The 18,145-nt window shown below is 69.2% G+C and carries 20 protein-coding genes; 17 read left to right on the top strand and 3 right to left on the bottom strand.

Features of this window, described 5'->3' with window-relative positions; translation table 11 throughout:
- Positions 1 to 52: 52 nt before the first annotated feature.
- The 8 genes from ASF57_RS02180 (at position 53) to ASF57_RS02145 (ending at position 8,711) form a co-directional block, all read left to right on the top strand.
- Complete coding sequence (locus ASF57_RS02180; RefSeq protein ID WP_244476774.1) at positions 53 to 1,123, top strand: cobalamin B12-binding domain-containing protein; 1,071 nt, start codon at positions 53 to 55, stop codon at positions 1,121 to 1,123.
- Between the two features lie 76 nt (positions 1,124 to 1,199).
- Complete coding sequence (gene ppsR / locus ASF57_RS02175) at positions 1,200 to 2,651, top strand: transcriptional regulator PpsR (protein ID WP_056479428.1); 1,452 nt, start codon at positions 1,200 to 1,202, stop codon at positions 2,649 to 2,651.
- A gap of 149 nt (positions 2,652 to 2,800) precedes the next feature.
- Complete coding sequence (chlG, locus tag ASF57_RS02170) at positions 2,801 to 3,685, top strand: chlorophyll synthase ChlG (protein ID WP_056186512.1); 885 nt, start codon at positions 2,801 to 2,803, stop codon at positions 3,683 to 3,685.
- The gene (locus tag ASF57_RS02165; protein ID WP_056186514.1) at positions 3,685 to 5,028 is read left to right on the top strand and encodes a BCD family MFS transporter; all 1,344 of its coding nucleotides are present in this window, start codon (positions 3,685 to 3,687) and stop codon (positions 5,026 to 5,028) included. Before chlG ends, ASF57_RS02165 begins: the two co-directional genes overlap by 1 nt.
- Positions 5,029 to 5,050: 22 nt before the next feature.
- Positions 5,051 to 6,247 carry a geranylgeranyl diphosphate reductase gene (locus ASF57_RS02160; protein ID WP_056480170.1) on the top strand — a complete coding sequence of 399 codons (1,197 nt, stop codon included), beginning with the start codon at positions 5,051 to 5,053 and terminating at the stop codon, positions 6,245 to 6,247.
- Positions 6,244 to 6,732, top strand: a complete 489-nt coding sequence (locus ASF57_RS02155) for a TspO/MBR family protein (protein WP_056479425.1) — start codon at positions 6,244 to 6,246, stop codon at positions 6,730 to 6,732. The genes ASF57_RS02160 and ASF57_RS02155 overlap by 4 nt, the downstream gene beginning before the upstream one ends.
- A 1-nt stretch (position 6,733) precedes the next feature.
- On the top strand, positions 6,734 to 7,078 hold the full coding sequence (locus ASF57_RS02150) for a hypothetical protein (protein WP_200935797.1): 345 nt from the start codon (positions 6,734 to 6,736) through the stop codon (positions 7,076 to 7,078).
- Between the two features lie 34 nt (positions 7,079 to 7,112).
- The gene (locus ASF57_RS02145) at positions 7,113 to 8,711 is read left to right on the top strand and encodes a cytochrome c (RefSeq protein WP_056479420.1); all 1,599 of its coding nucleotides are present in this window, start codon (positions 7,113 to 7,115) and stop codon (positions 8,709 to 8,711) included.
- A gap of 36 nt (positions 8,712 to 8,747) precedes the next feature.
- On the opposite strand, the gene ASF57_RS26315 is transcribed toward ASF57_RS02145, so the two are convergent.
- Positions 8,748 to 8,924, bottom strand: coding sequence for a hypothetical protein (locus tag ASF57_RS26315; protein WP_200935796.1), 177 nt, complete (start codon positions 8,922 to 8,924; stop codon positions 8,748 to 8,750).
- Positions 8,925 to 9,153: 229 nt separating this feature from the next.
- Between ASF57_RS26315 and ASF57_RS02140 the strand changes: the two genes are divergently transcribed.
- The 5 genes from ASF57_RS02140 to ASF57_RS02120 all read left to right on the top strand — a co-directional run bounded on the left by ASF57_RS02140 (position 9,154) and on the right by ASF57_RS02120 (position 12,014).
- Positions 9,154 to 9,354 carry a hypothetical protein gene (locus ASF57_RS02140; protein ID WP_056479410.1) on the top strand — a complete coding sequence of 67 codons (201 nt, stop codon included), beginning with the start codon at positions 9,154 to 9,156 and terminating at the stop codon, positions 9,352 to 9,354.
- A 553-nt stretch (positions 9,355 to 9,907) separates the two neighbouring features.
- The gene (locus tag ASF57_RS02135; protein WP_056186522.1) at positions 9,908 to 10,144 is read left to right on the top strand and encodes a hypothetical protein; all 237 of its coding nucleotides are present in this window, start codon (positions 9,908 to 9,910) and stop codon (positions 10,142 to 10,144) included.
- A gap of 71 nt (positions 10,145 to 10,215) precedes the next feature.
- Positions 10,216 to 10,449 (top strand): DUF2171 domain-containing protein, encoded by a 234-nt coding sequence (locus ASF57_RS02130; RefSeq protein WP_056479407.1) that lies wholly within the window; start codon positions 10,216 to 10,218, stop codon positions 10,447 to 10,449.
- Positions 10,450 to 10,545: 96 nt separating this feature from the next.
- Entirely contained in the window at positions 10,546 to 10,830 is a 285-nt protein-coding gene (locus tag ASF57_RS02125; RefSeq protein ID WP_056479404.1) for a hypothetical protein, read from the top strand.
- A 332-nt stretch (positions 10,831 to 11,162) separates the two neighbouring features.
- Positions 11,163 to 12,014: a porin family protein gene (locus tag ASF57_RS02120; protein WP_200935795.1), complete on the top strand. Its 852-nt coding sequence runs from the start codon at positions 11,163 to 11,165 to the stop codon at positions 12,012 to 12,014.
- 153 nt (positions 12,015 to 12,167) lie between these two features.
- Here ASF57_RS02120 and ASF57_RS02115 read toward each other — a convergent pair whose 3' ends face one another.
- Positions 12,168 to 12,437, bottom strand: a complete 270-nt coding sequence (locus ASF57_RS02115) for a hypothetical protein (RefSeq protein WP_056186531.1) — start codon at positions 12,435 to 12,437, stop codon at positions 12,168 to 12,170.
- 306 nt (positions 12,438 to 12,743) lie between these two features.
- Positions 12,744 to 14,129, bottom strand: coding sequence for an FAD/NAD(P)-binding protein (locus ASF57_RS02105; protein WP_056479397.1), 1,386 nt, complete (start codon positions 14,127 to 14,129; stop codon positions 12,744 to 12,746).
- A 330-nt stretch (positions 14,130 to 14,459) separates the two neighbouring features.
- Between ASF57_RS02105 and ASF57_RS02100 the strand changes: the two genes are divergently transcribed.
- Genes ASF57_RS02100 through ASF57_RS02085 form a run of 4 tightly spaced genes read left to right on the top strand, consistent with a single transcriptional unit; the run spans position 14,460 to position 18,083 of the window.
- Positions 14,460 to 15,563: an LLM class flavin-dependent oxidoreductase gene (locus ASF57_RS02100; protein ID WP_056479394.1), complete on the top strand. Its 1,104-nt coding sequence runs from the start codon at positions 14,460 to 14,462 to the stop codon at positions 15,561 to 15,563.
- Complete coding sequence (locus ASF57_RS02095; RefSeq protein ID WP_056479390.1) at positions 15,563 to 16,519, top strand: ABC transporter substrate-binding protein; 957 nt, start codon at positions 15,563 to 15,565, stop codon at positions 16,517 to 16,519. The genes ASF57_RS02100 and ASF57_RS02095 overlap by 1 nt, the downstream gene beginning before the upstream one ends.
- Before the next feature lie 25 nt (positions 16,520 to 16,544).
- Entirely contained in the window at positions 16,545 to 17,075 is a 531-nt protein-coding gene (locus ASF57_RS02090) for a cupin domain-containing protein (protein ID WP_056186544.1), read from the top strand.
- Positions 17,076 to 17,123: 48 nt separating this feature from the next.
- Entirely contained in the window at positions 17,124 to 18,083 is a 960-nt protein-coding gene (locus ASF57_RS02085; RefSeq protein WP_056186547.1) for an aliphatic sulfonate ABC transporter substrate-binding protein, read from the top strand.
- The last annotated feature ends 62 nt before the right edge of the window (positions 18,084 to 18,145 follow it).

Raw genomic sequence — 18,145 nt, 5'->3', positions numbered from 1 at the left:
GGTATCCCCGAGTGTCAAGCCAGCTTTACGTCAAAATGAGATGACAGATTGAATGCAGAATAGTTATAAAACGGATATTGAAAAAGCAGTTCGAGCAGGTATCGTGTCGCTCGATCACAAGTGCTGGGACACCAGCCCTCCCGTCGCCGGAGTATCGAGGCGGATCTTTCGAAATTCCGGAATTCGACGCGCAAGATCGAACCGAATTTTACCCCGTCAGCGACATTGGGAGGGACCAATGGATGATGTGAGGCAGTTCGGCGATTGTTTGCGCTACGAACCGACCGGTCGTGATGTCAGCGACCTGTACGATGCCGGAATCGGCGCGCAGCTAGCGGTCTTCGGTCAGGCGATGCGCCTGCAGCGGGACTTGGCGCGCGTGGTCGAGACGGAGATCATTCCGCGCCTGATGCTGGCGCATCAGATCGAGCCACCGCCGCAAACCAGCAATATTTTGCCGGATGCCGTGCAGATTGCGGCGTTCACGGCGCTGATGCTGGCCCCGGCCGGCGACGACCTCGAGTCCCGTCTGACCGAACTGCTGGCGACCGGTCTCGGTCCCGAAAGCCTGCTCCTCGACCTTCTGGCGCCGACGGCGCGCCACCTCGGCACGCTGTGGGAAGACGATCTCTGCGACTTCGTGGAGGTGACGCGCGCCATGGGTCGCCTGCAGCGAATCATGCGCGAGATGACCAGCCGCTTCGGCGGCGAGCCGACGGTCGTCCGGAGTCATCGCAGGATCCTCCTGCTGCCCTGCCCCGGAGATTCCCACAGGTTCGGCCTCACGGTCGTCGAACGATTTTTCCGGGAGGCCGGGTGGTCCGTCACCTGCACCGCCGCCGAGCCGGACGACGTCAGCCTGCGGCGGATTCGCGAGGGCTGGTTCGACATCGTCGGTCTCTCGCTCGCCTGCGAGACGCTGTTCCCCCGGATGACCGAGACCGTCGCGGCCCTGCGCCGTCACTCCCGCAACGCGGCCGTCCGGGTGATGGTCGGCGGCCCCGCCTTCGCGACCGATCCCGAGAGCTTCCGGTGCGTCGGCGCCGACGCGAGCGCCGGCGACGCGCGACACGCCGTGTCCGTGGCGGAATGCTTGCTTGATCTGTCGCCCATACCCTGCTGAAAGACGTATCCGATCGATCGCATCGATCACAAGATCTCGATCCGACCCATCCGACCACATCCCGACGTGGTGATCCGTGACCAGCCTGGCGCTTCCTGCCGCGAGCCATGCGCTCGCGGCGCTTCAAAAATCCCTCGGTCCTCTCGACGCTCAGGCGGCCGGGCTGCTGGTGGCTGCCGCGACGGATCTCTCCCTGGTGATCGACGCTGAGGGGGTCATCCGGGAAGCGACCTTCGGCAGCGCCGATCTCGCGGATGAGGGGTGCGAGGCCTGGCTCGGCCGGCCCTGGGTCGAGACGGTCACGGTCGAGAGTCGCCCGAAGATCGCCGCCCTTCTGAAGGATGCGGCTCCCGGTGCGGTCACGCGCTGGCGCCAGGTCAACCACATTTCGCCGACCGGCACAGACCTGCCCGTGCGTTACGCCGCCATGCGACTCGCCAAGGACGGGCAGATCCTTGTCCTCGGGCGCAACCTGCGGGCCATGGCTTCGCTGCAACGGACCCTGGCCGAGACGCAGCAGGCCCTGGAGCGCGACTACCTGCGCATGCGCGGGGCCGAAACCCGCTACCGCCTGCTGTTCCAACTCGGGTCGGAGCCGGTGCTGGTGGTGGATGCGGCGACCCGACGCGTCACCGACGTCAATCCTGCCGCCTCGCGGCTGATCGGCCGGGCGGAGAAGCGCATCGTCGGGCAGGATGCGGTCGACCTGTTCGACGGCGCCAGCCTGCGGGACCTCGAATCGCTGTTCGCCGGGCTGCGGGTGACCGGTCAGGCCGCCGACCTCGATGCAGCGCTCAGCCAGGGTCGCGGCTCGGTCCGTGTCGCCGCCTCGCTGTTCCGGCAGGAGAACGCCACCAGCGTGCTGCTCCGGCTCGCCGCGCCCGACACGGTGGCGCTGGAGGCGGGCGCGGCGCGCGCGGGCATCGGCGCGCTGGATGTCCTGCGCAACCTGCCCGAGGGGTTCGTCGTGACCGATCCGGCCCGGCGCGTGCTCTCCGCCAATCCGGCCTTCCTCGATCTGGTGCAACTCGCCACCGAGGAGCAGGTGCGGGGCCAGCCCCTGGAGACCTGGCTGGGCCGCGAAGAATCGGAGGCCTCCGCCCTGTTCGCGACGCTGGCCCAGCACGGCTTGGTCCGGCACTTCCCGACCCATATCCGCGGCGCCTATGGCGGCGTCGAGGATGTCGAGGTCGCGGCCGTTTCCGTCACCGGCGGAAGCCATCCCTGCCTCGGCTTCACCCTGCGGGCTACGCCGCGCCGGGCCGCGCCGGTCTCCGGCGGGCGTGAACTGCCGCGCTCCGTCGAGCAGATGACGGAGCTGGTCGGCCGCGTCTCCATGAAGAACCTGGTGCGCGAATCGACCGATCTGATCGAGCGCCTGTGCATCGAGGCTGCCTTGCGCATCACCCGCGACAATCGCGCTTCGGCCGCCGAGATGCTCGGGCTGAGCCGGCAGGGCCTCTACGCCAAGATGCATCGCTACGGCATCGGCGATCTCGATGGCCGGGACGTCGCCGACGACGCCTGATGGGCGGGGGCGACTGCGCGCCTCTGGGGCCAACCCGTCGCGCCGCGTCTGATCGCCGTCGCTCCGTCCGCGACCGGCATGGTCGACGTCGCGACATTGTTGTAAATCAAACTTGACACTCGTGGGTGTAAATATCTAGCGTCGTCTCCATGGCAACGCCGGCACCCAGCGCCCTCATCGAGCTTCTGAAGCCGATCACTTGGTTCGCGCCGATGTGGGCCTTCACCTGCGGCGTGGTTTCCTCGGGCGCCTCGCCCTCCGGGCAATGGCCGGTGATCGCCGCCGGCGTGATCCTGGCCGGACCCCTGGTCTGCGCCACCTCACAGGCGGTCAACGACTGGTACGACCGGCACGTCGACGCCATCAACGAACCCAACCGGCCGATTCCCTCCGGGCGGATGCCCGGGCGCTGGGGCCTCTACGTTGCGGCCGGATGGACCGTCCTGTCGCTCCTGGTCGCGGCGGCGCTCGGTCCCTGGATTCTCGGTGCCGCCCTGGTCGGCCTCGTCCTGGCCTGGATCTACAGCGCCCCGCCCCTGCGCCTGAAGCGCAATGGCTGGTGGGGCAACTCGGCGGTCGCCCTGTGCTACGAGGGCCTGCCCTGGTTCACCGGCGCCGCCGTGATGGCCGCGTCGGTGCCGGACCGCCGGGTGCTGCTGATCGCCCTGCTCTACTCGGTCGGTGCCCACGGCATCATGACCCTCAACGACTTCAAGTCGGTCGAGGGCGACGGCCGCACCGGCATCCGCTCGCTGCCCGTGCAACTCGGCACCCTCGGCGCCGCCCGCCTCGCCTGCCTGGTCATGGCGGTGCCGCAAGTCGCCGTCATTCTCGGGTTGTTCGCCTGGAACCGGCCCTGGCACGCCGCCGTCATCGGCGCCCTGCTGATCGGACAGTTCGTGCTGATGCGCCGGCTCCTCGCCGCACCACGGGAGCGAGCCGCTTGGTACAACGGCACGGGGACCACGCTCTACGTCCTCGGCATGCTGGTGGCGGCCTTCGCCCTCCGGCCCCTGGTCCAGGGAGGTTTCTGATGGCATCCGCGTCCTTCGGCTGGCTCGCCATCGCCCGACTCGGCCTGGTCCAGACCGCGCTCGGCTCCGTCGTGGTGCTGATGACCTCGACCATCAACCGCGTCATGGTCGTGGAACTCGCCCTGCCGGCCATCGTGCCGGGGGCGTTGGTCGCCCTGCACTACGCCGTGCAGGTGCTGCGCCCGCGCTGGGGCTACGGCTCCGACCGCACCGGGCGGCGCACGCCCTGGATCGTCGGCGGCATGGCGGCCCTGGCCCTCGGGGGCTTCGGCGCCGCCGTCGCCACCGCGCTGGCCGAGACGCATCAGACCGCCGGCCTCGCCCTTGCGGTGCTGTCGTTTCTCACCGTGGGCATGGGCGCAGGGGCCGCCGGCACCTCGCTCCTGGTGCTTCTCGCCACCGGTGTCGAGGCGAGGCGCCGGGGCGCGGCCGCCACCGTCGTGTGGGTGATGATGATCGCGGGCTTCGCCATCACCGCACCGCTGGCCGGGCATTTCCTCGATCCGTTCTCGGGCGCCCGGCTGGTCGCCGTCTCCGGCACGGTCTCGCTGATCGCCTTCGGAGTCGCGTGGCTGGCGATCCGGGGCGTCGAGCCGGCGGCCCGGATCGCCGACAGCGCCGGCTCGACCGAGAAGCGCCCGTTCCGCGACGTGCTGGCGCGCGTCTGGGCCGAACCCGAATCGCGCCGCTTCACGATCTTCATCTTCATGGCGATGCTGGCCTACAGCGCCCAGGAACTCATCCTCGAACCCTTTGCCGGCCTCGTCTTCGCGATGACGCCCGGCGTCACCACCAAGCTTGCCGGCCTGCAGCATGGCGGCGTGCTGGCCGGCATGCTTACGGTGGCGGGCGTCACCATGGGGATCGGCGGGCCGGTGCTCGGATCGCTCAAGCTGTGGACCACGCTCGGCTGCGCCGGCTCGGCCCTCGCCCTTCTCGCCATCGCGGGGGGCGGCCTGATCGGCGCCGACTTTCCGCTGCGGGTGCCGGTCTTCGCCCTCGGGGTGTTCAACGGCATCTTCGCGGTGGCCGCCATCGGCTCGATGATGGCCCTGGCCGGTGCCGGTGGCGAGGCCGAGCGCGGGACCCGCATGGGTGTCTGGGGCGCGGCTCAGGGCGTCGCCTTCGGGGCCGGTGGATTTCTGGGCACGGTGGCGGTGGATCTCGCGCGCCTCGTCACCCCGCGGGTGGTCGATGCCTATGCGGGCGTGTTCGCCGCCGAGGCTGTCCTGTTCGTGTTCGCCGCAGGGCTCGCCCTGCGGATCTCCCACGCTCCGGCGACGCAGGTCCCGCGCGCCCGGCGATCCGCGACATCCTTCGAGGCAACGCTTTCTGCGAGGTAGGACCATGCTGCGAGACCGGACCATGGCCGCGCTTCGGGATACCGATGGGGAGACCTACGACGTGGTGGTGGTGGGCGGTGGCCCCGCCGGCGCCACGGCCGCTACCGACCTCGCCCGTGAAGGCAGGCGCGTTCTGCTCCTCGACAAGCCGGGCCGGATCAAGCCCTGCGGCGGCGCGATCCCGCCCCGCCTGATCCGCGACTTCGCCATTCCCGATCATCTCCTCGTCGCCCGCATCCGCTCCGCCCGCATGGTCTCGCCCAAGGACAAGCGGGTCGACATGCCGATCGGGGACGGCTTCGTCGGCATGGTCGACCGGGCCGATTTCGATCCGTGGCTGCGCGCGCGCGCCGCCGCCGCCGGGGCGGTGCTGCGCCCGGCCACCTTCCGCCACATCGAGCGCGACGGCGACGGCACCACCGTTCACTATCTCCAGGACGGCTATCCCCGCGCCGCGCGGACGCGCCTCGTCATCGGCGCCGACGGAGCGAGTTCCCCGGTCGGCCGGGCCGAGATCCCGGGCCACGCCGCCATGCGCCAGGTCTTCGCCTATCACGAGATCGTCCGGCTCCCCGAGACCGGAACCCACGATGTCGAGGCCACCCGCTGCGACGTCTATTACCAGGGCAAGCTCTCGCCCGACTTCTACGCCTGGGTCTTCCCGCACGGCGACACCGTGAGCATCGGCACCGGCAGCGCCCGCAAGGGGTTCTCCCTCCGGGGCGCCATCCGGGCGCTGCGGGCCTCCACCGGCCTCGAGGGCGGCGAGACCGTCCGGCGCGAGGGCGCGCCGCTTCCCCTCAAACCCCTGCGCCGGTGGGACAACGGCCGCGACGTCCTGCTCACCGGGGACGCCGCCGGCATCGTGGCACCGGCCTCCGGCGAGGGCATCTACTATGCGATGCTCGGCGGGCGCCTCGCGGCCGAGGCGGCGCAAGCCTTCCTCGCCACCGGGCAGGCCAGGGCGCTTGCCGGCGCGCGTCGCCGGTTCATGCGCCTGCATGGCCGAGTCTTCCTGATCCTGCGGATCATGCAGGGCGTCTGGTACCGCAACGACGGCCTGCGCGAGCGCTTCGTCTCCATCTGCCGCGACCGGGACGTGCAGCAGCTCACCTGGGATTCCTACATGAACAAGGAGCTGGTGCGGGCCAAGCCCGCCGCCCATGCGCGCATCTTCTTCAAGGATCTGGCGCACCTGTTCCGCTGGGTCTCGCCATGATGGCCGTGCTGTGGGGACCAGCCGGCATCGCCGCCGTTTCGGCCATCCTGGTGGCCCTGGCGGGCGGGCTCCTGACCACCACCGGACCCTGGTACCAGGCGCTTCGGCGCCCGGCCTGGAAGCCGCCGGACTGGGCCTTCGGTCCGGTCTGGACCACGATCTTCACCCTGACGGCGATCTCGGCCGTGCTCGCCTGGAACGCCGACGCGAGCGTCCCGGCCCGGAGCGCATTGGTGGCGGCGTACGTCGTCAACGCCGTGCTCAACATCGCCTGGAGCGGCCTGTTCTTTCGCCTGCGCCGTCCGGACTGGGCCTTCGTCGAGGTGCTGTTCCTGTGGCTCTCGATCGCGGTGCTGATCCTGGTCACCGTCCGGGTCTCGGGCTTGGCTGCGTCCCTGTTGCTGCCCTATCTCGTCTGGGTCGGCATCGCCGCCTGCCTCAACCGGGCGATCGTCCGCCTCAACGGCCCGTTCCGGCGCGCCTGACATGGAGGCGCTTCTGGCCAGCGGGCACCTCCTCGATGCCATCCTGCTCCTGGTCGCGATCGAGGCCCTGGCCCTGATCCTGTGGAGCCGACGGGTGCGGGGCACCTGGCCGGTCGCGCTCCTGTTCAATCTCGGCTCGGGTGCGGCTCTGATGCTGGCCCTACGCGCCGCGCTGACCGGCGCGGCGTGGCCTGCCATCGCCGGAGGCCTCGCCGTGTCCGGGCTGGCGCACGGTGCCGAGATGGCCCTGCGCCTCGGACTGTTCGCGAGACCGCCACGCTTCGCTGCCCGACCCGTCCGCCGGCGCGAACCCGAACCCAGGGCCGCCCCCGATCCAAGCCCCTGACCGATCCCCGCACAGCCCGATCCGGAGAGACGCCATGAGATATCGCCGCCCCGCTCTCCCGCTCAGGCCCTGGCGGGTGCTGAATCGCCCCGCCCTCGCGGCTGTTGCCCTGGCCCTCGGTGCTCATGCCGCCGCGGCCCAGAGCGCCGCCCCGGCCTCCGCCGATGCCGACCTGATCAAGCGCGGCGAGTACCTCGCCACCGCCGGGGATTGCGTCGCCTGCCACACCGCGCCGGACGGCAAGCCGTTCGCCGGCAACTACGTGCTCAACACGCCGATCGGTAAGATCCGGACGCCCAACCTCACCCCCGACCCGGAGACCGGCCTCGGGCGATGGAGCGCCGACGACTTCTACCGCGCCTTCCACGAGGGCATCACCAAGGACGGTTCCTATCTCTATCCGGCCTTCCCGTTCGCTTGGTACACCAAGGTCACGCGGGCCGATTCCGACGCGATCTTTGCCTATTTGAAGTCGCTGCCGGCGGTGCACGAGCCGCGCAAGCCCTCCGAGATCCCGTTCCCGTTTAACATCCGCACCGCGCTGATCACCTGGCGCACCGCCTTCTTCACGGCGGGCGAGTTTCAGCCCGATCCGCAGGCGAGCCCCGAGGTCAATCGCGGCGGCTACCTCGTCGAGGGGCTCGGCCATTGCGGCATGTGTCACAACGCCAACAAGATCGTGGGCAACAGCGGGCTGGCCGGCAAGCTCGGCGGCGGCGTCATCGATGGGTGGTACGCGCCCAACATCACGCCGGACGACCACACCGGCATCGGCGCCTGGAGCGACGAACAGGTGGTGACCTACCTCAAGACCGGGGCCGCGCCCGGCAAGCAGCCCGGCGTCGCGGCCGGGCCGATGCGCCAGACCATCGAGGAATCGCTGTCCAAGCTGACCGATGCCGATCTGAAGGCGATGGTGGCCTACCTGCGCACGCAGAAGGCCAAGGAGAGCTACAAGGTCAAGGACATCCAGGCCTTCAATCAGGCCGACGCCCCCGGCGCCGCGACCTATCTCAGCTACTGCTCGTCCTGCCACAAACCGGACGGCCGGGGCGTCGAGGGCGCGATCCCGGCGCTCGCCGGCAACACCTCGGTGCAGGCGCAGGGGCCGGAGACGGTCATCCGCGTGATCCTCGGCGGCCTCGCGGCGCAGAACGGCTACGCGCCGATGCCGGCCATCGGCGTCGGCATGACCGACCAGGAGGTCGCCGACGTCACCGACTATGTCCGCAATGCCTGGGGCAACGCCGCCCCGGTGATCAGCGAGCGCGGCATCGTCGCCACGTCGCGCAAAGCCACCGAGACCATGCTGGCCGGGAGCGCGCCCTGCGCCGAGATCGCTCAGCCGGAGGTGGCCAAGGCCATCGCCGAATCCGGCGCAGCCCAAAGCCTTGCCGGCCTGGAGCCGGAGAATTTCATCCCGGTGATCGACGCGCTGCTGCCGAAGATCCGGGCGGCCGCGCCGGAAGCGAAGGGCGACGACATCGTCAACGGGCTGACGACCGCCTTCTGCAAGGCCGCTCGCCAGGATCCGCGCTACGACAAGGCCGGCTGGCACGCGGTGATCGGCAGCTTTTCCAGCGTCACCTACAGCCAGCTGAAAAACCCGGAGCTGCGTGCCGCAAAGCCCTGAGACCGCGCCGCAGGGGCGCCCGCGATCTCCCGCCTCTCAGTGTTCGGTACCCGGCCGGTTTGGCCGGGGCGGGCCGCCATGGGTCTCGACGAAGGCGGAGCGCTCCGGCGACTTCTTCTTGGCCGCGACGCGAACCCGCATCACGAGCAGGGCCGCGATGGCAACGGCGAATGTCGCCAGTGCCAGGCCGAAGATCAGCGTTTGGTCCTGCATGTGACCCCCTGGTGGGATGTGTCGAGATCAATCGACCAGAGGATATCCAGTTCCAGCTTGACGATAACGAGAGCGGATACAAGGAAATGTTGTTGTTCGAGTTCCGAGGCTCAGAGATCCGGTTTTCGAATACAGGACATCGTTGTTCGCGACGCACGCCCCGTACGGATGACCCGCCTGCGCCCTCCGGCCGGCGGGAGCGCGGTGAACACGCCCGCCTTTCCCGAAGTTGAGCCGCCTCGAGGTTGAGCGGCCGAAAAACCCTCCTGAGGACGAAAAACCTTCGGAGGACAAAAACCCCCGGGAGGACAAGCTGTCCGAGGCCAAGATGGCGCTTCAGCGCGCCATCGACCTCAACGCCGAGGGCGACCCGTTCTGCCGCGACGCCGTTGCGGATCCGCGCAAGCTGAGGCCGCACAAGGGCCGCTGACCCGCACGTGCAACGAACGGCCGCGCCAGCCGTCCGGCGTCGCCGCTCAGAGGGGACGCGTCGCCCGAAGGCGGGACAGTTCGAAGGCGGCGAGAGCCATCGGGGTTCCGATGAGGAACAGGGCGAAGAAGAGGGCCATGGTCGATCGTCCGTATCCGTCGGGTGGAGGCGTTGCGCCTGTGCGCGGACGCCCGGGAGACAGACGGTTCAACGCCGATGAGCGGAAGACGGTTCAGACGCGCCGCGCGCCGGCGGCACATGGGCCGGCCAATGCCAACGGCCAATGCCAACGGCCATGCCGATCGGATTCCCGTGCGCGTACATCCGGCGTCACAGGGTCCCGGCAGCATGGCCGTTGCCGGTCAGGTGGTCCGAGACCGCCACCGGCTTGCCCCCTGTGTGAACGAACAGGGTTAAGGAAGCGTGAACGTCGCCGATCCAGGGCGCGGGGCCAGCCGACCCGCCTCCCCTAGAGCGGGGCGCGCCCACTTCAAGAATATCGCCCACGGCCAAGCTTTGCTATCGGCCGGCAACAGACGCGGAGAGACGATGCATGGCGGTGGAAACGCAGGGCGGACCGAAGGACGGGCGCGCGAAGCGCCTTCGCCGGCTCTGGCGCAGCCATGATTCGAACCTCCGGTCCAGCGGCCTTGCGCAGGGTCGACCCCTCATGACCCCCCGGCCCGAGGAGACCGATCTCCCGGCACGCGGATTGACGGCGCGCGAACTCATCAACATGGCCCGGGCGGCCCGCCGGGAACGGCCCCGGGAGCCCTCGACCAGCCACTGAAGCTGGATCGGTCCGCTTCTCGGAACACCGCCTCATCGCTCCCGTTGAGATTGCAACAGGGAGTGAAACCGATGGTCGATGTCGCGCAGATCAAGGAACACGCGAACGTGGTGGGCTCCGATGGCGCCCATGTCGGCACGGTCGATCACGTCGACAAGGGCGAGATCAAGCTGACCAAGACGGACCCGGAGGCCGGGGGCCTGCATCACTTCATCCCCGTGGACTTCGTGCACTCCGTCGAGGGCGGCACCGTGCGGCTTGATCGGCCGGCGGAGGAGGTCAAGCGGGAATGGTCGACGTCCTAGCGCTGCATTGAGCGGCAGCGCTAGGACGTCGCGGGCGGCCCATGCCGGGCCGTCCGTCCGCCGCGGCCCGTCCGCGGAACTCAAGGGTTTTTCCTCATGGCTGACGTGATCAACGGCGATTTCGGAACCGGCCGGGCCGCGCTTGCGGGCCTGGAGCGGGTGTTCGGCGAGGCGGCGGGGCTTCGCGTCGGATTGCGCCGCATCGAGGCACCGCATGGCGACGAGTTGCAGGTCACGGTCGGCGCCGAAGGTCTGTCGGTTCCGAGGCATGTGGCAGTGGTTCTCGCCAACCCGGCTGGAGAAGACGAAGCGGACCGGATCGGCAAGGCTGTGCTCGAAGCGCTGCAACTCGCCGAAGGTCTTCGTGATGGAGCCGTCTGAATATTAATCGGATAAGACCTGAATGAAGATGGTTTCTTCCGTTTATGTCCAAATCATCCGGCTTATCTATCAATACTGAAATAATATCTCTGAGTCGAAGAAAATATATTTCGTCTAAGATTCGGGCTATGCAGCCGATCTGATTGCTTTTTATAAACATTCCATGAAATTTATCGGCGTATCCACTGAATATGACCGTGCCTCACACAATCGATCGGAATCTCAAACGAGTCTCTAGTGTTGCATCGATGCACTAGGGACTCGCCTGGACTCTGAATAGACAAGTTTTACACGCATCGTGAATGCGGTCTTCGAGCCGGGCCTGAAAACCAATGATCAAGAAAATCCTCGTCGCTTCCACCGTGCTCGCCGGCCTGACGGCTGCAGCTTCGGCCGCCGATCTTCCCCGCCGCGCGGCTCCCCCGGTTTTCGTGCCGGTGCCGGTGTTCACCTGGACCGGCTTCTATGCCGGCTTCAACGCGGGTTACGGTTTCGATACGGCCAAGAACCAGAGCAACGTCTTCAACAACGTGTTCCCGAACCTCGATGTCGGACCGAGCAGCCCGTCGCAGATCGCCTACTCGAACAACTCCAACGAGGGTTTCACGGGCGGCGGTCAGATCGGCTACAACCACCAGTTCACCCCGGGTTCGGGCTTGGTCGTCGGTGTCGAGGCTGACGCCCAGTATGTCGATTTCGGCCGCAGCCGCACCGCCGCGATCCTGACCCCCGGCTTCGCCCCCGCGCCCGGCGTCACCTTCGTCGATCCGCGCGGCACGGCCGGTCTCGACTACTTCGGCACCGTCCGCGGTCGCGTCGGCTATGCCTTCGACCGCACCCTGGTGTACGGCACCGGCGGCTTCGCCTACGGCGCCGGCAGCAACGAGCGTTCGTTCGGCGGCTACCGCGGCAACGACAGCTTCCGCACCGGCTGGGCCGCTGGCGGCGGTATCGAGTACGCGCTCCCCACCGACTCGTTCCTGAACTTCTTCCGCTCGTCGGCCGTCACGCTCAAGGTCGAAGGCCTGTACGTGAACCTCGACCAGGGCAACAAGAGCCCGGGCGTCTACGCCGTCGACACCAACAACGTGCTCTACCGCCAGCCCGGTTTCACCAACCGCAACAGCGGGACCGAGTTCGCCGTCGTCCGCGCCGGCCTGAACTACAAGTTCGGCGCCTACTAAGACCGCGAGAGCACTCGGTTCGGCCGAAGCGCTCCCCAGTCCCGATCATCTGGCCGCTTTCGTCGAAGCGCGCCCCGAGGAGCGATCCTCGGGGCGTTTCTACGTTTGAGTTCGCTCGGCACCTGGCCCGCCCGCCTGCCGGTATGGGCGGGCTCAGGCCAGGGGTTGGCTCACATAGGCCACCATCATCTCGGCGACGGCGCGGTCGGCGTAATCGGCAAGGCTCTCGCGGCCCGCCACCGGGAACGCCTCGACCACGCGGCGCCCGGCAAGAAGGGCGGAGAGTTCGTGCGGCAGCAGGCCATTCTCGATGGCCGCCTCGGCCGCGGCCCTGCCGTAGCTGCGCCGAAGGCTGCGTGGCCCGAACAGGGCGGCGCCACCGGCCGGTCCGGCGCTCTCAGTCGGTCTGGTGTGAAGTTCCATGACGATGGTCCCCGATCCTCGTGTCCGTTGCGCATGCTCCCTCGATCGGCCAGCGGCAGCGGCAGCAGGATGGGCGGACGGAGATGGGGTTCGAGATGGACGTGGACATCGGCACAGGCATCGGCACGGGACTCCTCTCCATCCGGCGGCTGATTGGGACCGCCGACGGCAGAAATCTACCGTATCGCCCAGACAAAGTGCTTCTGAAGTTCCGGCCGGCGGTAGGCGCAAACGGACGGCCGGGGCCTCTTCGAGAGAACGTGCTGCCGGGCGGTGACGCGCGAGCCTGAGCGCCGGTGGATCGCATCAGCCGGAGATCCGTCGCGCCACGCGGTCGGCGAGGTCGCCGGCCGCGCCGCGGATATCCGGTACGGCAATGCATTCCCAGAGCACGCCGCGCAGCATCGGGCCGAAGGCCCAGAGCGGCGCATCGGTCGCTCGGCCCTCCTCCGGTCCGGTCACCGCGCCGCCGGGCGTCGCCGCGATGCCGAGGCCGAAGGGACCGGGCCGGATCAGGCCACGTCTCAGCAGCGCGCGGATGAGCGGATCCTCGGTCTCGGCGAGGCGGCTGAAGCCGGTGGCGTCGAGGATCGCCTGGGCCGCGATGGTCTCGCGATCCCGGGTTCCGCGCGGGCGGATGGTCACCACCGCATGCTCCGGCGTATCGGAGAGGGCGACGATGCGCGCGGCCCGCACGACCAGCTGCCCGCGCCGGATCTCGGCGGCGATGGCCTCGGCGGCCGGTGGCGCCGTGCGGTGGCGGTGCACGTCCCAGTAGGGCCGGATGTGGCGCAGCACCCGGGCCTGCTCGGTCGGGGGCAAGCCGGTCCAGAGTTCGTCGGTCACCGGGCGAAGGGCGTCGATCACCCCGCGCCAATCCGCCCCCGCGGCCTCGGCCGACGCGACCGCGTGCCGAACCGCGCCGAAGAGCTTGCGCGCCGAGGCCCGGATCTCGGGCGTCAGGCTCGGGCGGTGCCCGGCCGCGACCGGCGCGTGGGGCTTCGGTAGCAATCCCCGGCGCGACACGGCGACGATGCGTCCCGCAAAGCCCGCATGCCGGAGGGTCGCGACGGAATCCATCATCGTCAGGCCGGTGCCGATCACCAGCACATCGCGGTCCGGGTCAAGCGACCCGAACGTGTCCGGCCGCCAGGGATCGCGCCGGTACCGGCTCGCTGCGACGACCGGCCCCGGCAGGTTGCCCATGGCGAGGATGAGGCCGGCCACTCGTCGGGTCGTTCCATCCCTGTCGTGCAGCACGAAGCCCTCGGGGACTCGTTCGACATCGACGATCCCCGCATGGATCGCCTGAAGCCGGTCACCCGCCCCGGCGACCACGCGCTCCCAGCGGGCGGCGAGATAACGGCCATACACGCCCCGCGACGCGAAGGTCCCTGCTTCGGTGACGCGGATGCCCCTGCGCTCGGGGACATCGAACGGGGTGCGGGCCAGCCACTCCGCAAAGTCGTCCTGACGGTCGGGGTCGGCGCTCATCTGTGTCGCCCGCAGGTTCAGCAGATGATCCGGGTTCGCGGTGGTGTAGGCGAGCCCGAGGCCGAAGGGGCGGCTGCGCTCGTAAAGCAGCACCGGGCGGTCGGGTGGGAGCGCGTTCAGCAGGCGCTCCGCCGCCATCAGGCCACTGAACCCGCCGCCGATCACCGCAACGGGCAACGGCCGTGTTTGTGAGGTCATGGGCTCCACTCCCGACGCGTCGCGCTGTCATAGGATCGTCCTTTTTAAAGAACAAGGCGTTTGGGTGTTCGTCGATCCAATGCCCGGTTGGTCAAGGATTTTCTCGGGTTCCATCCGGATATCCTGGTCTTGCAATCGAAATTCTCGCTGAGCCATGCGGATTGGAAAGATCTTCTGTGAGGCATCGTTCTGAAAAACGAACGTTCTCGTTGACTTCACGATGCTGCGAAAGGACCATTGGGGGGATCGCTGCGACCCGTCGGAGCGGGCCGAACCCAGCACGTTTGAAATCTTGCGCCGTCGACACTCGCCCCAAGCCCAGGAGACCCCATGAGCTTCCTCAGTCCGGATGCCGTCGAGTTCATCGGGTTCGCCGCCCCGCGCGACCAGTCGGAAACCCATGCGGCTGCCGGCCCCGCCATCGATCGCGATTACCTCAACCTGCTGGCGCAGGCCCATGAATGGGGCGGATTCGACCGCATTCTGTTGGCCTTCTATGCGACGGCGCCCGACGCCCTCCTGCTCTCGGCCCAGATCGCGGCGGTGACCGACCGGATCGGCCTGATGATCGCCCACCGCACCGGCTTCACCGCCCCCACCGTGGCGGCGCGCCAGTTCGCCACCCTCGACCAGCTCACCGGCGGACGCGTCGCCATTCACGCCATCAGCGGCGGCGACGACCGCGAACTGGCGCAGGACGGCGATCACCTGACCAAGGACGAGCGCTACGCCCGCACCGACGAATTCCTGACCATCGTCCGTCAGGTCTGGACGGCCGCGAAACCCTTCGACTTCGCTGGCGCGCATTACCGGATCGCGCGCGGTTTCTCCGAGGTGAAACCGGTGCGCCAGGGCGGCATCCCGGTCTATTTCGGCGGCGCCTCGCCGGCCGCCATCGCGGTGGCGGGCCGCCATGCCGACACCTACGCCCTCTGGGGCGAAAGCCTGGATCAGGTCCGCGAGGCCATCGGCAAGGTCCGGGCGGCGGCGGCTCCGCACGGGCGCGACCCGCGTTTCAGCCTGTCCTTCCGGCCGATCCTGGCGGCGACGGAAGACGCGGCCTGGGCCCGGGCCGAAGACATCCTGGCCCGGACCCGCGCGACCCGCGCCGCGCAGGGCCTGGGTCCGGCCGCCTCGCCGCAGAACGAGGGCTCGCGCCGCCTGCTCGCCGCGGCGGCGCAGGACACCCGCCTCGACGCCCGGCTCTACACCGCCATCGCCCGCGAGACCGGCGCATCCGGCAATTCCACCGCCCTCGTCGGCACGCCGGAGCAGGTTGCCGAAGCGCTGCTGGCCTATCACGACCTCGGCGTACGGACCTTCCTGATCCGGGGCTTCGACCCGCTGGAGGACGCCATCGCCTACGGTCGCGACCTGATCCCGGCCTTCCGCCGGCTTCTCGCCCGACGCGGCGCCCGAGCGGAGGCGGCGTGATGCGGATCGTCCTGACGGCCCTCGCGCTCCTGGCCCTAGCGCTCCCGGCCCTCACGGCCCTGGCCCGCGCCGACGAGGCGGTGCTGCGTGTCGGCGATCAGCGCGGCAACGCCCGCGCGCTGATGGAAGCGGCCGGCGTGTTGGCCGACCTGCCCTATCGCCTCGACTGGAGCGAGTTTCCCGCCGCCGCGCCCCTGCTGGAAGCCCTCAATGCCGGGGCGATCGATGCCGGGGGCGTGGGCGACGCGCCCTTCACCTTCGCGGCCGCCGCCGGAGTGCCGGTGAAGGCCTTCCTGGCTTTCCGCAACCGTCAGGACGGGCTCGCGATCCTGGTGGCGAAGGACTCGCCGGTGAAGACGGTCGCCGACCTGCGGGGCAAGAGCATCGCCACCAATCGCGGCTCCATCGGCCATCAGGTCGTGCTGGCGGCCCTGGAGGAAGCGGGTCTTCCGGCCGGCGCGGTCACCCTGCGCTTCCTGCCGCCGGCGGATGCCAAGATCGCGCTGGCCAGCGGCAGCGTCGAGGCCTGGGCGACCTGGGAGCCCTACACCTCCACGGCCGAACTCGCCGGCCTCGCCCGCGTGGTGCGCGACGGCAACGGCATCACGCCGGGCCTCAGCTTCGCGGTCGCGAGCGATGCGGCCCTGACGCGCAAGCGTGCGCTGCTCGCCGATTTCGGTCGACGTCTGGTCGCGGCCCGCGACTGGGCGCTGAAGGACCCCGCCCCCTATGCCGCACTCTGGTCGAAGCTCATCGGCCTTCCGGAGGCGGTGCCCCTGCGCTGGTTCGCGCGGGCGCAGTACCGTGCCGTGCCGATCGACGAGGCCGTCATCGCCGACGAGCAGCGCAACATCGACCTGTACGTCCGTTCCGGGCTGATCCCACAGGCGCGCGCACCCAAGGCCGACGCGATCCTCGACCGCAGCTTCGCGCCCGCCGCCGTCGCGGTACGATGAGCCGCACCGCAGGAGGAGGCGAGACATGCACGGCGACCACGATCACGACCCGACCGATCAAGCTCATATGCACCGAGAGCACGACGATGCCGCCCCGGCGGATCGCTGGAAGCACGATGGCGTGCGGGTGATCCCGGGCGACAAGCTCGATCCCAACACCGCCCAGACCCCCGGCATGTTCCGGCAGGCGGCGATCAACCACGCGCGCGTCGGTGCCCAGAAGATCTGGGCCGGCACGGTGGCGATCGCCCCGGACGCCAAGACCGGAGTGCATCATCACGGCGCTCTGGAAAGCGTGATCTACGTGGTCTCCGGCCGCGCCCGCCTGCGCTGGGGCGACCGGCTCGAATACGTGGCCGAGGCCGGCCCCGGCGACTTCATCTTCGTGCCGCCCTACGTGCCGCACCAGGAGATCAACGCCGATCCGGACCAGCCGCTGAACTGCGTCCTGGTGCGCTCCGACAACGAGGCCGTGGTGGTCAACATCACCGATGTCGAACCGGTCGAGCGCCCCGAGACCGTCCACTGGGTCGATCCGATCCACAAGCATCCCTGACCGCTGCGCAATCCGCACAATGCTTCCGACAAAACGAGACACGCTTCCATGATCGACCGTCGCCACGCGCTGAAGGCCGCCGCCGGCCTCAGCCTCCTCGCCCTGTTGCCCGGAGGCGCCCGGGCGGAGCCTGGAAAACTCCGCATCGGCTTCCAGAAATCCTCGACGCTGATCGCCCTCCTGAAGGAGGATTCCGCCCTGGAGAAGGCCCTGGCGCCGCTCGGCGTGACCGTCTCCTGGCATGAATTCACCAGCGGCCTTCCGATCATGGAGGCGCTCAATGCCGGGCAGATCGACGTCTCGGCGGACGTGGCCGACACCGTGCCGATCTTCGCCCAGGCCGCCCAGGCGCGGATCACCTACATCGCCCAGGAAGCCGCCTCGCCCAAGGCGCAGGCGATTCTCGTCGGCGCCGAGTCCTCGATCCGGTCCATCGCCGATCTGAAAGGGCGCAAGGTCGCGGTCACCAAGGGGGCCGGCAGCCATTATCTGCTGCTCGCCGCCCTGGCCTCGGAGACGCTGCCCTTCAAGGCGATCAGCCCGGCCTATCTCACGCCCTCGGACGGACGCGCGGCGCTGGCCAGCGGCAGCGTCGAGGCGTGGGTCGCCTGGGACCCGTTCCTGTCGGCGGCCGAGCAGCAGACCGGCGCCCGGGTGCTGCGCGACGGCACCGGCCTGTCGCAGTACAAGCGCTACTACCTGGCGGGTGCCGATTACGCGACACAGCGCGCCGACGTGCTCACCCTTCTGTTCGCCAAGCTGCGCGAGACCGGCGCCTGGGTGAAGGCCAACCCGGAGGCCGCCGCGGCGCGCCTCGGCGCCCTGTGGAAGCTCGACCCCGCCATCGTGCTGCAGGCCAACGGGCGCCGCAGCTACGCGGTCGAGCCGGTCACCCGCGCCGGCCTGTCCGAGCAGCAGACCATCGCCGACGCGTTCCGGGCCGAAGGGCTCCTGCCCCGCGCCGTCGACGCCTCCGCCCTCCCGATCTGGGCGCCGCCGGGGCTCTGAGGCGAGCCGGTTCCGACCGGGTCATCACCCACCCGGTCGGTCTGTCCCGAACCAGCAGCAAG

The sequence above is a fragment of the Methylobacterium sp. Leaf117 genome, from assembly GCF_001422985.1.
Lineage (GTDB): Bacteria > Pseudomonadota > Alphaproteobacteria > Rhizobiales > Beijerinckiaceae > Methylobacterium.
This window is presented reverse-complemented; position numbering and strand designations above follow the sequence as displayed.

Bases quoted from the DNA above. Each gene is read 5' to 3' on its own strand.
- ASF57_RS26315 (WP_200935796.1), bottom strand. From the start codon at position 8,924: ATGCAGGACCAAACGCTGATCTTCGGCCTGGCACTGGCGACATTCGCC.
- ASF57_RS02145 (WP_056479420.1), top strand. From the start codon at position 7,113: ATGAGATATCGCCGCCCCGCTCTCCCGCTCAGGCCCTGGCGGGTGCTG.
- ASF57_RS02100 (WP_056479394.1), top strand. From the start codon at position 14,460: ATGAGCTTCCTCAGTCCGGATGCCGTCGAGTTCATCGGGTTCGCCGCC.
- ASF57_RS02105 (WP_056479397.1), bottom strand. From the start codon at position 14,129: ATGACCTCACAAACACGGCCGTTGCCCGTTGCGGTGATCGGCGGCGGG.
- ASF57_RS02125 (WP_056479404.1), top strand. From the start codon at position 10,546: ATGGCTGACGTGATCAACGGCGATTTCGGAACCGGCCGGGCCGCGCTT.
- ASF57_RS02085 (WP_056186547.1), top strand. From the start codon at position 17,124: ATGATCGACCGTCGCCACGCGCTGAAGGCCGCCGCCGGCCTCAGCCTC.
- ASF57_RS02160 (WP_056480170.1), top strand. From the start codon at position 5,051: ATGGCCGCGCTTCGGGATACCGATGGGGAGACCTACGACGTGGTGGTG.
- ASF57_RS02135 (WP_056186522.1), top strand. From the start codon at position 9,908: ATGGCGGTGGAAACGCAGGGCGGACCGAAGGACGGGCGCGCGAAGCGC.
- ASF57_RS02130 (WP_056479407.1), top strand. From the start codon at position 10,216: ATGGTCGATGTCGCGCAGATCAAGGAACACGCGAACGTGGTGGGCTCC.
- ASF57_RS02180 (WP_244476774.1), top strand. From the start codon at position 53: ATGCAGAATAGTTATAAAACGGATATTGAAAAAGCAGTTCGAGCAGGT.
- ASF57_RS02095 (WP_056479390.1), top strand. From the start codon at position 15,563: ATGCGGATCGTCCTGACGGCCCTCGCGCTCCTGGCCCTAGCGCTCCCG.
- ASF57_RS02115 (WP_056186531.1), bottom strand. From the start codon at position 12,437: ATGGAACTTCACACCAGACCGACTGAGAGCGCCGGACCGGCCGGTGGC.
- ASF57_RS02120 (WP_200935795.1), top strand. From the start codon at position 11,163: ATGATCAAGAAAATCCTCGTCGCTTCCACCGTGCTCGCCGGCCTGACG.
- ASF57_RS02165 (WP_056186514.1), top strand. From the start codon at position 3,685: ATGGCATCCGCGTCCTTCGGCTGGCTCGCCATCGCCCGACTCGGCCTG.
- ASF57_RS02090 (WP_056186544.1), top strand. From the start codon at position 16,545: ATGCACGGCGACCACGATCACGACCCGACCGATCAAGCTCATATGCAC.
- ASF57_RS02150 (WP_200935797.1), top strand. From the start codon at position 6,734: ATGGAGGCGCTTCTGGCCAGCGGGCACCTCCTCGATGCCATCCTGCTC.
- ASF57_RS02155 (WP_056479425.1), top strand. From the start codon at position 6,244: ATGATGGCCGTGCTGTGGGGACCAGCCGGCATCGCCGCCGTTTCGGCC.
- chlG (WP_056186512.1), top strand. From the start codon at position 2,801: ATGGCAACGCCGGCACCCAGCGCCCTCATCGAGCTTCTGAAGCCGATC.